A 16,572-nucleotide genomic window follows, 5' to 3' on the forward strand; every position below is an offset into this window, starting at 1 on the left:
ACCGCAACTTGTCAAAACATGAAAAAAATAGCCCTCCATCTGACCAAAAAAGGTCTGGTGGAGGGCTATTTTTTTGAAACTCTATTATTTTATGTTGTTTTTATTCGCTAAAATCAAAATGATTCCAGAGTGTGGGGAACCCTAAAGGGTTTCCCAACACTCTGTAAAAGGACGATACTTTATGTATCGTCCTTTTTGTATAAAAAAACACCCAATCCATTGAGAGATTGATTGGGTGTGAAAAAATTATTAATAATGTTTTTTACGTTTTGTAGCTAAAATACTTAATAATCCAGCTAGTAGAAGAACGATACCTACTGTTTGTATAGGATCTTCTTTATGACCTGTATTTGGAAGGTGCTTATCCGTATTTCGATCATCTTGCTGTTTGTTATCTGTTTCATTCGATGTTTCTTCGGAAGTTCCGTTTTCGTGTTTCTCAGATGTTTCAGTGCCTTTGTTTTCTTCTTTATTTGGAGGATTAACTGGCTTGTCATCTCCACCTGAAGAAGATTCAATCTTTTTATTTGAAACTGTAATTTGTAGTGGCGTAGCTTGGGCTTTATCAATTGTAAAGTTTATTGGTGATGCATCTAATTGATAGCCTTTAGGAGCCTTTGTTTCTATTAATTGATAATTACCAGGTTTCAAATCATTTATGATTACTTTTCCTTGTTGATCTGTTTTTAAACCTTCTCGGATGACGTTTCCATCTTGGTCTAAAATATTGAAAATGGCACCTTCAAGTGTTCCATGGTGATCAATATCAACTTTAGTTAACTCAATTGAACCTGTTGTTAAACTATTTAAAGCTGTAACAGAGGTAACCTGAGTTTGTCCTTTCGTAATTGTGAAAGGAATTGGTTTAACGTTTAAATCATAGCCAGTTGGAGCTTTCATTTCAATGAACTGATAGTCACCAGGACGTAAATCAGAAACAGAAATCTTACCATCTTTATCAGTAGCTAAATCAGAACGAACATCCTTGCCGTCCATATCCACAATTTTAAAGATAGCCCCTTCAAGAGTAGTGCCGTCGATGTCATCAACTTTAGTTAATTCAACAGCGCCTTTCGTTAAGCTATTCGTAGCAGTAACAGAGGCAATTTTTTCTTGGCCTTTTTTAACTGTGAACTTAATAGGTGTTTCGTTTAAGTCATAGTGTTCAGGAGCTTTTGTTTCGATAAACTCATAGTCTCCTGGTGGTAATTCATCCACAACTAAACGGCCGTTTTTATCAGTAGTTAAATCGGTACGGACGTCGTGTCCATCCTTGTTAACAATTTTAAATACTGCCCCTTCAAGTGTTGTGTTTTTCTTGGCATCATCTACTTTAATTAACTCTACACTACCTTTCGTTAAGCTATTAATAGCTGTAACGAAGACATGCTTTGTTTGACTTCTTTCGATTGTGAACTTAATTGGTTCTTCATTTAGGTCGTAATGTTTAGGAGCTTTCGTTTCAATAAATTGATAGTCTCCTGGTTGTAAGTTTTTAGCGATAATTTTACCATCTTTATTCGTAACTAAATTCGTGCGAATGTCGTTACCACTCATATCAGTAATTTTAAATACCGCACCTTCTAGCATTTCTTTCTTATCTATAGAGTCAACTTTTGTTAATTCCACGCCACCTTTTGTTAGGCCATTCTTGGCAGTAACAGAAACGTGAGTTAGTTGACTTTTCTCGATAGTGAAATCGATAGGTGTTTTATTTAAATCGTAATGCTTCGGAGCTTTCGTTTCAATAAATTGATAGTCTCCTGGGCGTAAGTTCGTAGCAGTAATCTTACCATCTTTATCAGTAGTTAAATCAGTGCGAACAATTTTACCTTTCGCATCGATGATGTTAAACACTGCATCAGAAAGTTTTGTATCTGGATTTATATCATCCACTTTTATTAATTCTACAGCACCCTCAGTTAAGCTATTTGTAGCAGTAACTTGGAGCTTTTCTTTTTGGCTTTTCTTAATTGTAAACTTAATAGGTGTACTATCTAATTTATAGTGTTCAGGAGCTTTCGTTTCAATAAACTGATAGTCCCCAGGACGTAAATCAGAAACAGAAATTTTTCCATGTACATCTGTTGTAAGCTCAGTGCGAATGTCATTACCATTCATATCAGTAATTTTAAATATCGCATCTTTAAGAGCGGTACCATCAACATCATCCACTTTAGAAAGCTCCACAGTGCCTTTCGTTAAGCTATTTGTAGCTGTAACAGAGATAGGCTCAGTTTGGCTCTTTGTGATTGTGAATGGAATTGGCTCTTTGTTTAAATCGTAGTGTTTCGGAGCCGTTGTCTCGATGAATTGATAATCACCAGGACGTAGGTCAGAAATGCTAATTTTCCCGTGTTGATTCGTAACAAGATCTTTGCGAATTACAGTACCATTCATATCCACAATTTTAAATACTGCGCCTTCAAGAGTAGTGCCATCGACGTTATCCACTTTAGAAAGTTCCACGCTGCCTTTTGTTAAACTATTTTTCATAGTAACGGTAGCAATATCCTTTTGGCTTTTTTTAATTGTAAATATAATTGGCTTTTCGTCTAAATCATAGTGTTCAGGAGCCGTTGTTTCAACGAATTGATACGTACCAGGACGTAAGTTTTCGACAACGATTTTACCTTCACTGTTTGTTTTTAAATCTGTTTTAAGTACTTTGCCATTTTGATCTAGTAAATTAAATATCGCATCGGCAAGTTTTGTTTGATCGTTTAAATCATCAACTTTAAGTAATTCGATACTACCTTGTTTTAAGCTATTTGTAGCAGTTAAAGAAATAGATTTCTTCTGTCCTTTTTCAATAGTGAATTTGATTGGTGTTTCATCTAAAACGTAATCCTTAGGAGCTTTCGTTTCGATGAATTGGTAATCACCAGGACGTAGGTCGTTAATTTCGATTAGTCCTTGATCATTTGTAACAAGGTCTTTATGAACTACATCACCGTTCATATTAACAATTTTAAATACTGCATCTTTAAGAACAGTGCCATCAACATCATCAACTTTAGAAAGTTTAACTGCACCCTTTGTTAAAGCATTTGTAGCAGTGACATGAAGAACTTCAGTTTGGCTCTTTTTAATTGTAAATACGATAGGTTTTTTATCTAAATCGTAATGTTCAGGAGCAATTGTTTCAACGAATTGATACGTACCAGGACGTAGATTTTCAACAACAATTTTACCTTCATCATTTGTTTTTAAGCCTTCTTCAACTAGCTCTCCGTCTGCATCTAATAAATTAAATACGGCGTTAGCAAGTTTTGTATTTATATCAATATCGTCAATCTTTGTTAGTTCAACGCTACCTTTTTTCAAAGCATTTTTACCTGTAACATTGATCTCTTTCGTTTGACTTCTTTCAATTGTAAATGGAATTTGTGTTTCTTCTAATACATAGTGCTCAGGAGCTTTTGTTTCAATGAACTGATAGTCTCCAGGGCGTAAATCAGAAACAGAAATTTTTCCGTTTTTATCTGTAACAAGATTCGTATGAACTTCCTTACCGTTCATATCAACAATCTTAAAGATTGCACCTTCGAGTATCGTACGATCGATGTCATCGATTTTTGTTAATGTTACTGCACCTTTCTTTAAACTGTTAGTAGCAGTAACAGTAATATTCTCTTTTTGACTTTTTTCGATAGTGAACGGAATAGGCTCTTTGCTTAAGGTATAGTCTTTTGGAGCTTTTACTTCAACAAATTGATAGTCTCCAGGACGTAAATCAGAAGCAGTAATTTTACCGTTTTTATCAGTCGTTAAACCTTTGCGAATTACCTTTTTAGTATCATGAGCGTCAACGATTATAAATTCTGCACCTTCAAGAGGAGTGCCATCAACATCATCAACTTTTGTTAAAGTGACGCCACCTGTAAGTAAACTGTTTTTTACAGTAACAGGGATAGGAAGATCTTCCTTACTACCTTTTTTAATTGTGAACTTAATAGGTGTTGGATCTAATTTATAGTGTTCAGGAGCTTTCACTTCAATAAATTGATAATCGCCTGGTGCTAAATCAGGGATAACTAATACTCCGTGTGCATCTGTTGTTAAATCTTTCATAATTTCTTTGCCAGTTGCGTCTTGTAATGTGAATACAGCGCCGGCAAGAGCTTTCGCGCTCTCCACGTCATCTTCTTTAATTAATTTGACCTTTCCTTTCGTCAAACTATTTTTGAAAGTAATAGGGATGAGCTTTTGTTGACTCTTTTCAATCGTAAATTCGATTGGCTCTTCATTTACATCGTAATAAGTAGGAGCCTTCGTCTCGATTAGCTTATAATTACCCGGACGTAAGTCTTGTACTACTAATTTACCGTCTTTATCAGTAGTAAGTTCCGTACGAACATCCTCACCTTTGTCATTAACAATTTTAAATACTGCACCTTCTAGGGTTTCCTTAGCATTTACAGAATCAACTTTTGTTAATTCAATACCGCCTTTTATTAAGCTATTAGTAGCTGTAACGTTAATAGCAGTCGATTGGCTCTCCTTAATTGTAAATTCAATCGGTGTTTTATTTAAGGTATAATGCTCAGGAGCTTTCATTTCGATAAATTTATAGTTACCTGGACGTAAACCAGTAGCAATAATTTTACCTTCCTGATTCGTAACTAATTCTGTACGGACATCTTCATTTTTGTTATTAACAATTTTGAATACGGCACCTATAAGTGCAGTGCCATCAGTATCATCGAGTTTTGTTAGTTCAACATCGCCTGGTAATAGACCATTTTCAGCTGTAATAACAATCGGTGTTTTTTGACCTTTCTCAATTGTAAATTCAATTGGTGTTGATCGCAGTTCATAATGTTCAGGAGCTTTCGTTTCAATAAATTTGTATTTGCCTGGACGTAAGTCAGAAGCTTTAACAGTTCCGTTTGTATCGGTAGTTAATTCTGTACGAACGTCTTCGTTCTTATCATTCACGATTTTGAACATAGCTCCAGCAAGAAGAGTCTTTTTATCAAATTCGTCGACTTTTAATAGCTCAACAGCACCTGTTGTTAAACTGTTTTTTGCAGTAATTGAGATAATGCTTGTTTGACTTTTCTCAATTGTAAACGGAATTGGTTCTTTATTTAAGTCATAGTATTTAGGTGGTGTTGTTTCAATAAATTGATAATCACCAGGATCTAAATCTTTAACGGTCAAAGTTCCATCTTTTTCTGTTTTTAAGTTTGTACGGACATCTTCATTTTTTTCGTTAACAATTTTGAATACCGCACCTTCAAGGGTAGTGCCATCAATATCATCCACTTTTGTTAACGTAACGCCACCTTTAATTAAAGCGTTTTTTGCTGTAATAGAAGCGGCTGTAGTTTGGCTTTTTTCTATTTCAAATAGAATAGGCGTTTTGTCTAATTCATAATGCTCAGGAGCTTTTGTTTCGACAAACTGGTATTTACCCGGACGTAAATCTTTTGCTTCTATTTGTCCATGTTCATTTGTTGTTAATTTCTCATATCCAGGAATATTTTTTCCGTTGCGATCCTGAACAGTAAACTCTGCCCCTGCTAAAGTTTTATTATAATTATCCACTTTTGTTAAAAGAGCAGATCCTTTAGTTAAAATATTTGTCGCAGTCCGGTTTACTACTGTTGTTTGATCTTCAGAGATAGTAAACGGAATAAGTTTGCTATCTAATTGATAATGCTCAGGAGCCTTCGTTTCTTGTAAGTAGTAAGTTCCTGGTTTTAGTTTATCTATAATAATTTGTCCGTTATTATTTGTTGTTAATTCTTCATGTTCTGGAATTACTTTTTTGTCTTTATCTAGTAGTGTGAAAACGGCGCCTTGTAGTGTTGCGTTTTTGTTCAGGTCATCAGATTTTGTTAAAACTACTTTCCCGACAAACTTCTTATTTGCAAGTTTATATGTTGTAGTCTCTTGTGTACCAAGTTCAACAATTTTCCCTTGTTTTAAATCCCAGCTAATTACATAGCCTTCAGGAGCCTTTGTTTCTTTTAATAAATATTTATCGCGTTTTAAATTATTAAATTTAGCGATACCGTCTTTGTCTGTTGTAATTTTACGGATAACAGTTTTACCTGTACGATCGTATAAAGTAAATTCTGTCCCAGCTAATAGTACGTTCTTATTGTCGTTATCTACCTTTATAATTTCAAGGTTTCCACGACCTTTGGTAGCAGATCCTCCGCCTGAACCAGAAGACATTCTCACTTCAATCGTTTCAGTAGTTTCTGTGTTTTTAACTGTCAACTTATTGCCTGTGATTTTCGCTTTATTACTTACTTTTTCTTTATCGTCTGCATTAATAAGTGAGCGATATTCTAAAATATAAGCTCGATCAATTTTTTTCAAGAAGGCAATTTCGAAATGTTGCTTTCCAGTATTATTGTCTGTTGTTATTTTGAGTTTATAGTCTGTTCCTTCTTTTAATTCGTTTACTGTATCTTTTGTTAAATTTCCATATGGATCAACAGTTGTAGGATATAAGTGGAATGAATCTTCTACAATTACCTGATTTTCGGTTGGGTCATCTGTTACAACCGCATCTGCAATGGTTGATTGGCTTTCGTTAATTGCGATACTCCAATTAATATAGTTGTCGTCTTGCACAGCTTTTTTAGTAACGAAGCTGCCACCTTTATTTACTTGAGTGTCACCTGTAAGGGTGTTAACAATTTTAGAGCCATCTTTTAAATCTGCCTCGTTTTTGTAGGTGCCTTGGATAAGTTCACCATCAAGGCTTGTTTTAAAGATAATATAGTAAGGTGAATTAATTGATTGTTTGAAATGAACCTTTAGGGTGTTTTTATTTTTCTCTGTAGGTTCTTCAAGTTCATATTTCTCAGTTGGTACAGCATTACCAGGTTGTGCATTATCAGGATTTCCATTTAAAATCATATCGCGCACTTCAATGGATCCAGGAACTAACTTTTGTTTATCTTGTATTACGTCTATAACATAAGGATCTTTAATCTCAACATTATTATAGTTAAAGCCTATTATCCAAGTAATTTCCTTCGTTTGGGCGTTATAAGAACCGTATTTATAACCATTTGCCTTTGTGAAAGTATCAGGATCGAAACTAGCTTCAACTTTATTTGATTGTGGCTTAGAATCCGTATCTATCCAAGATAGGTTACCTGTATTTTTAAATGAAGTTTTACCACTTTCTAGCTTTGTATAATCAAAGTCTGTCGTATATTTTACGACTAATGTCTTTGTCATATTAGACTGATATGTACCTATAAGAGTAATTTTGAAGCCTTTATCTGTTGCATCTAAAACATAGTCAGTCCCAGCTTGAAGGGTATAATTTCCGTCTTTAATTTCTAGTTTTTTATCTTTTAATTGTAATCCACCATGATCAAAGGTGTCCGTAATGATCGCGTTGTTTAATGGATAGTTGTTATTATTTACTATAATTGTCCAAGTTGTTGTTTTGTCTTTATAATTTGTTTCAGCTTTATTATTAGATTTAATAATATTTTGCTGCTTGAAGCTAGCTTCATTTTCTTTACTTGAATCATTATCAGCTGTAACTTTATTTTTTACTTTTCCATCTTCTATAACTTTATTAGTTGGCTTGGTTTTATAGGTAATCACATAAGCACTATTAATATCATCATTAAACTGTAAATCGAATCCATTCTTCTTGTTACTTACAGTGTAATTATTAACAGCGTCTCCTGTTACAAGCGTTCCCTTTTCATTATATGAAGCGTTTTTCACAACAATAGAATTTGCATCTAGTTCGTGTGTATCGTCAAAAATATCTTTTAAAATCGCATCTGCTTTTTTGATTTCTCTTTGATCACCATTGTAAGTAATTGTCCACTCAATTGTTTGCGTTTTTGGATCATATTTACTTGTTTTATTTAAGTGTGTACCACGAGAAACCGTTACAGTAGAGCTTGCGTTTTGTTGCTTTTGATTATCACTCGTTATCGTAACGTTATTTCGGAAACTTTTAATATTTTCATCAGTAATTTTTGTGGCATATTCGATTTGATATGCTCTATTGATAGAATCTTTAAAAGCAATCTCCAATTTTGATCCATCTGATGAAATAATATTGTACTCTGTTGGCTCAGCTTCTGTACCACGCGTTACATTCCCATTAACATCAACTTCTAAATAATAAACTTTAATAGAATCTTTATTTAAGCTTGTACCTTGTGGGATGTTATCTTTAAAAACAGCATTTTTAAGGGTGTCTTTCGTTTTGTTCATCTCTACTTTCCAATTAATTTCATTTGTATTAATTGGTCTATCAGGTAACCCTTTTTTATTCGTAGCTGTTTGTACATTAGGCTTAAAGTCAACTGTAATAGAAACATCCTTATCTTTAATTGGGAAAGGAATTTCTTGTGTTGTTGTACCTTTAATTTCAGCTTTATTAAATTCTGTCTTTAATTGTAGGTTACCAGCAACATCTGGATGCTCTTCAACATAATCGTTGAATGTCATCGTGACTTTTCCGTCTTTTGTAACAGTAAAATTACCAATTTGATTGTTTTCACTATCATATAAAGGACTGTTAATTGTATTGTAAATCTTAAAATGTTTAGGAAGATCAAAGATATAGTAATCTCCGCTTTTCACATTCATTGATTTTAAAAGCTCCCATGTAAATTCAATATTGGCAGGGGAATCTGTATTTGGACGGTTATCCTCTGTAAATGGTTTTCCGTCTTTATCCGTCAACTTTACACCGGTTAAAATGTTTGTTGTTATTTGCTTTGGACCTGAATTTGTATTTTCAGCAGGGTCGCTTGCTAGCTTTCGTTCTGGATTGTCAGTAGCAATTTTAGCTGCTGGGTTTTGTTCCGGATTATCGGTAACAGGTTTAGTTGCTGGGTTTTGTTCCGGATTATCAGTAACAGGTTTAGTTGCTGGGTTTTGTTCCGGATTATCAGTAACAGGTTTAATTGCTGGGTTTTGTTCCGGATTATCAGTAACAGGTTTAGTTGCTGGATCTTGCTCCGGATTGTCAGTAACAGGTTTAGCTACTGGATCTTGCGTTTGTTTATTAGTATCCTGTTTGGTGCCATCTTCTTTAGAGTCTTCTACCTGAACAGGAACTGATATAGGCTGAACCATTGTTCCTAAAGGAAAAGCGATTTGAACTGATTTTTCTCCAGTTTTTAAAGTTGAGTTAAACACGGTATCAACTTTAATTTTTCCTTTAGCGTCTTTCAAATTTTCTACTTGATCATTAAATATTAATTTTAATTTATTATCTTTAGCTGTTATAAAATATTGACCAATATTTTTTTGATCTGTTACTAAATCCCCTTGCAAATCTTTAGATACTTTTAATGCAAGTGGTATTTGAACTACTGCTGTATCATTTGCATGTGCAACTTGTTGATCCTTTATTGACCAAGCGTATTCTAATTGAATGGTTGATCCTATCTTTATTAAGTTGGTAGGATTTTTTGCTTCGTCAATAATATGATTCGTTGCATCTTTCATTTCAACAGTGTCAAATAAGGAATCTCCTGTTAAGGTTTCCGCTTTTACTTGATTGTATGGAAAACTAGCAAGTTGCGAAAATAGTACGAATACAATTAAACATACATTGAAAAGTTTTTTCATTTTTCCTCCTCTGAACATTCATTTGTCCATTGGGGACTTATTCCACATGAACAAATGGAATATTAAAAGTATTTGTTATAAGCTATTTGTTTTTGCTATCCCTCCGTTTCTATACGCGTTCTCAGACAAACTGGATTATGTTCAAAGTAATATTATTTAACGTAAAACAAAATGTATATTTACACAGTGATTTGGAAATATACACAATTCGACAAAAAATGTCGAAAAAAAACACTGATATAAAGAATGATATCAGACCTTTATATGTGAGATAGTTTTCATGTATATCTAGTAAAAAAGAATGGTTATAAAGATAAGTTTTACGATACATACTAACCAAGGTAGTGTATCCCCTTGTGAAGGCTTATTTTTGCCTTAAAGTTATGTGGAAATAAAAATCTAGATAGGGTTGTTTTTGGTCAGAATGAAGACAATATGTACTTTGAAAACAGTCATCTATTTTGTCTAAAGAGAGTTGTACGATTAGTGGACCGAAGTTGAAAGACGATAGTTTCTTACATTGTTAGAGGAATATAAGAATTACAGAATATTCGACTAATCCGTTACTACGGTCATTTTGAGACTGTTTAAACAATAAAAAAGAAGGTGTTTTCCTCCTTAGCTACAATATCTTTTTAGTAAAGATAAGCTGAAGTAACCTCCGCTAAAGATTATATACTTAAATGATAAAGAGTTCAACAATAGTTCACATATTTTCCCAAAATTAAAAAACGGCTGTTTTATGTGGAATAAATCTACAAAACAGCCGTTTTTTTATATTAGATTTCTGTTAAGATTATTGGTTCACCGCGTGTTACGACAACGGTATGTTCACATTGTGCAACAAGACTTTTATCAGGTGTAACGAATGTCCAACCGTCGTCACCACGCTCAATAATATGATCAGCTTTCATAGAGATGAACGGTTCTACAGCGATAACAAGACCGTCTTTTAGAAGCGCATTATCCATTGGATCATAGTAGCTTAAAATGTGATTTGGTGCTTCATGTAAGCTAAGACCAATGCCGTGACCAGTTAAGTTTTGAATAACATTGTATCCACTTTTATGTGCGAAGTTTGAAACAGCACGACCAATTTGATTTTGTTTTGAGCCAGCTTTAACCTTTTTCATTGCTGCCCAAAATGCATCAACTGCTGCTTGGCAAAGCTTTTCTTTTGCCTCGTCTTCTCCAAGTACAAATGAAATACCTGTATCAGCATAATAGCCATCAAGTGCAGCAGATACATCGACGTTTACTAAATCGCCTTCTTTTAATACACGATCTCCTGGAATACCATGAGCAACTTCTTCATTTACACTAATGCAAGTTACACCTGGAAAATCATATTCTTTTTCAGGTGCAGAAATAGCACCATGCTCATCTAATACTTTTTTACCGATCAAATCAAGCTCTTTCGTTGTCATACCTGGCTTCGCTTGTTTTTTCATTTCTTCACGTGCAAGCGCAACGATGCGGCCGATTTTTCGTAAGCCTTCTAAATCTTGTTCATTACGAATAATCATGAAAACCACTGTCCTTCCTCGAATATATATCTTATCCGATTGTATCATGTTTATTTTCGTCCTGCTACTTGCTTGCGGTATGCGAGCTGATTCCTATCACAAGGAATATATGACAATTGTCATATCGATGTCATGACGTATCATACTGTTTCCTAAGTTTTCCAGATAATACAATGTAAATATAAGAAACGGCGGGGGTGGAGAGATGGAAAAGATTATTGAAGTAAATGGTGTTTCTAAAACATTTAAACATAAAAACGCAGTAAATAACGTTTCATTTCACGTGGATAAAGGAGAAATAGTAGCATTACTTGGACCAAATGGTGCAGGGAAGACGACGATAATTTCGATGATGCTTGGATTAAAAGATCCTACAGAAGGTACGGTTTCTATATTTGGAAAGAGTCCAAAGCATAGAGGCGTTCGTAATAATCTTGGGGCAATGTTACAAGAAGTAAGTGTGATTGATAGCATTACAGTGGAAGAGGCAATTGAGCTATTCCGCAGTTATTATACGAATCCGGTAGCGAAAGAAACGTTACTGCAGTTATCAAATTTAGAATCAGAGCGAAAGCAAAGATGTGAGAAATTATCAGGTGGGCAAAAAAGAAGGTTAAACTTTGCGCTTGCACTTGCGGGAAATCCTGATTTGTTATTTTTAGATGAGCCGACAGTCGGCATGGATATTACGTCTCGAAGAACGTTTTGGGAAACGATTCGAAAGTTAGCAAGTGATGGTAAAACGATTATTTTAACTACGCATTATTTAGAGGAAGCAGATGCATTGGCGAATCGTATTTTATTGTTTGCGAACGGGAAGATTATCGCAGATGGCACACCGGATGAGATGAAAGCGACGATTTCTCGAAAAACGATCTCGTTTTATTCGAAAGAGAAAATTCCTAAGAGTTTACTAAAGGAATTACCGCATGTAACAGAAGTACAGTCAAATGAAGGGCGCTTCACTTTGACGACGGAAGATACAGATGCCACTTTACAAGCAATTTATGAGAGGAATCTACCTGTAACAGATGTTTCAGTTGAACGTGGAAGTCTTGATGAAGCATTTGAACAGTTTGTAGCAAATCAAAAGGGGGAAATCGCATGAGAGCGTTATGGATGCAGTGCAAAATAGAAATTTTACGTACATTCCGCAATAAATTATTTATCTTTTTCTCATTATTAATGCCTGTTATGTTTTACTACATTTTCACAAATGTTGTTCAAGTACCACAAAACGGAGATGCGTGGAAAGCACACTATTTAATTTCGATGGCAACTTTCAGCATTGTAGGGACTGCACTCTTTAGTTTCGGTGTGAGACTTTCTCAGGAAAGAGGGCAAGGATGGACACATCTTCTAAAAATTACACCGCTTCCAGAGGGAGCATATTTAACAGCAAAAATTATCGCTCAAACAGTAGTAAATGCTTTTTCAATATTAGTTATCTTTATTGCAGGGATACTAATTAATCATGTTGAGTTAACGGTAGGGCAATGGATTGGTGCGGGATTATGGTTATTGTTAGGGGTGACACCATTTTTAGCGTTAGGAACAGTAATAGGTTCTATTAAGAAGGCAGATGCAGCTGCTGGCTTAGCAAATATTTTAAATATGAGTTTAGCTGTAATTGGCGGGTTATGGATGCCGATTGAAGTATTCCCAAAAATATTAAGAACGATTGGTGAGTGGACACCGACATATCATTTTGGAAGCGGTGCATGGGATATTGTAGCTGGAAAATCTATTGGATGGGAAAATATTGCGGTACTAGGAGGTTATTTCCTTATATTTGTTGTAGTATCAATATATATAAGAAAAAGACAGGAAGCGGTATAAATGATAGAGAAGAAGAGGATTGAGGTTTTTCCGAAACATATGGGGTTCTTTCCGTATATGTGGCTTGTGTATTTAGCGTTTCCGATTTATGCACTTGTACAAGAGGAGGGCTCAAGGTTAATGTTTGGGGCTGGTATGCTAATTCTTTTTTTATTAGCATACCGGCAGCTGTATTTTGTTACAAAAATGTTCGCAATGTGGGCTTGTATGCAAATGGTTATAGCCTTGTTATTTAGTTTTTTTTATAGTCCGTATCTTATTTTTTTATGTTTTTTCACATCAAATGCCATAGCATTCGCACCTACGAAAAAAATGTTTCGAATATTATTGGGATTATTAGTTGTAACACTTATAACATTTGTATATGGTGCGGGTTTTTCATTTACAAGCTTTATAAATACTGTACCGATGCTTATTTTAATGCTTGTTGCGCCTTTTGGGATGCGCAATTTTAATCAAAAAAAGATATTAAGAAATCAATTAAACGAAGCAAACGAGCAAATTAAAGACTTAGTAAAACGTGAAGAACGGCAGCGGATTGCGAGAGATCTTCATGACACATTAGGGCATACGTTATCTCTTATTACTTTGAAAAGCCAGCTTGTAGAGAAGTTAATTGTGAAAAATCCAGAGCGTGCAAGTGTGGAAGCGAAGGAAATTACACAAACGTCTCGTACAGCCTTAAAGCAGCTGAGAGAATTAATTTCTGATATGCGTATGATTACGGTAGAAGAAGAGCTAGAGCAAATAAAGGTAATCTTACAAGCAGCTAATATTGAATTAGAAGTGAGACAAGAAGCAAGCTCGAGCTCGTTATCACCAATTGAACAAAATATTGTCGGGATGTGTTTACGCGAGGCCGTTACAAATGTTGTAAAACATAGCAAGGCAACGCGGTGTGCAGTTTCTGTATTAGAATTGCAAGGTGAGCTAATTTTGAAAGTAGAAGATAACGGAATCGGTTTAACAGATCAAAATCATGATGGAAATGGTATCCGCGGCATGAAAGAACGAATTGCTCTTATTGATGGATTTGTTGAACTAGGTACAATCAATCCAGGGACGTTGTTAACAGTAAAGGTTCCAGTTGTTATTAGAACAGGAAAGGATGAGGTGAGGGCATGATTCGAATTATTATTGCAGAAGATCAACGAATGCTTCGTGGTGCATTAGGGGCCTTACTTGATCTAGAAGATGATATCGAAGTAATTGGGCAAGCGGCAAACGGGGAAGAGGCGCTAAAATTAATTGAATCGTTAAAACCGGATATCAGTATTATGGATATTGAAATGCCAATTCAAAGTGGATTAGATGTTGCTGAAGCGTTAAAGAAAGAAAAATCACCATGTAAAGTAATGATTTTAACAACATTTGCACGGCCGGGATATTTTGAAAGAGCAATGAAAGCTGGTGTGCACGGCTATTTGTTAAAGGATAGTCCAAGTGAAGATTTAGCGGCAGCAATTCGTAATGTAATGAAGGGGAAACGAGAGGTCTCCCAAGAGTTAATGTTCGGTCTATGGCAGGAGCAAAATCCGTTGTCAGATCGCGAAAAGGAAGTATTGTTGCTTGCGAAAGAAGGAAAGACGGCAAACGAAATTGCGAAGGCACTTTATCTTTCACCGGGTACAGTACGTAATTATATTTCTGAAGTATTAACGAAGCTCGACGCGAAAAATAGAATTGAGGCAATTACAATTGCGGAAGAAAAGGGTTGGATATAAGAAGAAGTTTACCTAAGAGGAGTAAACTTCTTCTTTGTTATTGTACTTCTATTAGCTTATTTACTCTTTGTAACGACTTGTAACCATGTGCTTCAAATGCCTTTGCAAATTCATTTGATACGGCAGTGCCATATAAATCTTTTGCAGCTTGTACGATGTGAGATTGAAGTGATTCAAAGTCTTCAGCGGAAGTTGCATAATTTTGCAATGCACGCATAACAACTTTGCTTACTTTTTCATTGCCTTGTTTTTGAACAGCAACACCGTTATATGTTTTACCTTCAGCTAATTGATATAATACGTGACTGATAATACCGGAATTCACGTGTGATTCTTGATTATTACCATCGTTATAGAAATCTTGTAAATTTGTATATAATTTATGACCGCCGTCACCAATTTCCCTTGGGATATCACGAATTGTTAGGCCACCTAATGTATCGCCCATAATCCAGTTTCCTTTATCTTTCTTTACGTAATATTCGATTTGTGTACCCCAGAAATCCGCTAATCCCTCGTTTAGTGCAGATGTTTCAGCGCTTGGATATCTCACGACTTTATTTTTCGTCGTGCCACTGAATACAGCATGCCCAAATTCATGAGCGGTTACATCAAGAGCTGATGTTAGTTTTCCGTTTAAACCATCACCAAATACCATTTGGTTCCAAGCGGGATGCCAAAACGCATTTACATAGTCCTCTTTTATACCATCACTAACTTCAGTAGAATCAAAACCGTGTACACTAGCAACAACTTTTGAATCTTTATTATCGTAACTTTTTAGATTATGTTCTTTCTTAAAGTAATCATAAATATCACTCATGTTCTTCATAGCGCCCGCGGCTTCTTTATCTGCAAAATTAGGAGTGCTACTTGAAATTAGTGTCCCTGGATAACCAGCTTGACTATATCCTCCGAGGGAATCGGCGTAGTTTGCATTATAAATATAAATACCATTTCCGCGTGATAAATCCGCTAAATAAAATTTCCCATCAGTTCCTTTGGCAATATTGAAAGAGATGTTTTCTTGAAGTGCATTTTTCCCAGTTCCTTGCTCACTTGCAGGGGATAATCTAGGTGATGTTACTTGATTTATAGTCTTATTCTCTTTGTTTTTAATGAATTTTTCTTGGAAAAGTACTTCGCCAGTTTTTAAATCAACGATAGCATTGCCGTTTATAATTTGTTCATTGTTTTCATAAGTAAATGTAATAACAGTTGCGAATGTATAATAGCCATCTTTTTTCTTATAAACAACGGTTTCGCTAGAGAATTCTGTCTCAACTGCATCACTTGAAATTTGAACTATATCGCGTAATTTAGATTTTACTTCATTTTTCGACAAAAAATTTGTTATAGTAAGATTAGGTTGTTGATTTAAATTTTGAACAACTTTACCACTAACAGTTGTGATCACTCCATTTTTATCTACTTTTACAATGAGATCTTGGCCATATACTTTATAGTTTTTATATGTTTGTGCAAGGCGAACTTCGGTTTGATTTTCTTTGGTTTCTTTATTTGTAGGTTGGAAATCTACATTTTTTTCAGTAGTGACTTGTTCTTGTTGAGCTTTAGCCCCATCTACCTCACCTTTTAAATACTTTTTAGCAATATTTTCTTTCGTATCATTTTGAGGTTGTGTTAATTTCCCGATTGTTAAACCAGGCTGAGCAATTTCAACTTTGACTGCACTTTTGTCTAATTCTTGAGCATGAATAGCTTCTGTTGATAAAGGGTAAAGAAGACCGAATGTAACGAAAGCACTGGCAAGTTTTCTATAATTCATCTATAACACTCCTAATCTATTATTGTATGTGAGATGAATTGTATGAAAAATTTGCCGAATTTTATATATATTATGCATTATTTCATATCAAAAATTGTCGAATGCACATTAT

7 protein-coding genes are annotated in these 16,572 nt (G+C 34.8%); 4 read left to right on the top strand and 3 right to left on the bottom strand.

The window, feature by feature from the left end:
* Positions 1-249 precede the first annotated feature (249 nt).
* Together C4S65_RS31130 and map are read right to left on the bottom strand one after the other, a co-directional pair.
* Positions 250-9,582 carry a SpaA isopeptide-forming pilin-related protein gene (locus C4S65_RS31130; RefSeq protein WP_103945796.1) on the bottom strand — a complete coding sequence of 3,111 codons (9,333 nt, stop codon included), beginning with the start codon at positions 9,580-9,582 and terminating at the stop codon, positions 250-252.
* 779 nt (positions 9,583-10,361) lie between these two features.
* Complete coding sequence (gene map / locus C4S65_RS31135) at positions 10,362-11,156, bottom strand: type I methionyl aminopeptidase (protein WP_103945797.1); 795 nt, start codon at positions 11,154-11,156, stop codon at positions 10,362-10,364.
* A 157-nt stretch (positions 11,157-11,313) separates the two neighbouring features.
* Between map and C4S65_RS31140 the strand changes: the two genes are divergently transcribed.
* The 4 genes from C4S65_RS31140 to C4S65_RS31155 are packed head-to-tail and all read left to right on the top strand — an operon-like array spanning position 11,314 to position 14,671.
* A complete protein-coding gene (locus tag C4S65_RS31140; RefSeq protein WP_061667908.1) occupies positions 11,314-12,216 on the top strand; it encodes an ABC transporter ATP-binding protein in 903 nt (300 codons plus the stop codon).
* A complete protein-coding gene (locus C4S65_RS31145; RefSeq protein WP_001202432.1) occupies positions 12,213-12,947 on the top strand; it encodes an ABC transporter permease in 735 nt (244 codons plus the stop codon). Before C4S65_RS31140 ends, C4S65_RS31145 begins: the two co-directional genes overlap by 4 nt.
* The gene (locus tag C4S65_RS31150; RefSeq protein ID WP_086407136.1) at positions 12,948-14,072 is read left to right on the top strand and encodes a sensor histidine kinase; all 1,125 of its coding nucleotides are present in this window, start codon (positions 12,948-12,950) and stop codon (positions 14,070-14,072) included.
* A complete protein-coding gene (locus tag C4S65_RS31155) occupies positions 14,069-14,671 on the top strand; it encodes a response regulator transcription factor (protein WP_000619243.1) in 603 nt (200 codons plus the stop codon). The genes C4S65_RS31150 and C4S65_RS31155 overlap by 4 nt, the downstream gene beginning before the upstream one ends.
* A gap of 37 nt (positions 14,672-14,708) precedes the next feature.
* Here C4S65_RS31155 and C4S65_RS31160 read toward each other — a convergent pair whose 3' ends face one another.
* Positions 14,709-16,460 carry a M4 family metallopeptidase gene (locus C4S65_RS31160; protein ID WP_001109526.1) on the bottom strand — a complete coding sequence of 584 codons (1,752 nt, stop codon included), beginning with the start codon at positions 16,458-16,460 and terminating at the stop codon, positions 14,709-14,711.
* Between the last annotated feature and the right edge of the window lie 112 nt (positions 16,461-16,572).

The organism is Bacillus sp. ok061, from assembly GCF_900108285.1.
Classification (GTDB): Bacteria; Bacillota; Bacilli; order Bacillales; family Bacillaceae_G; genus Bacillus_A; species Bacillus_A thuringiensis_S.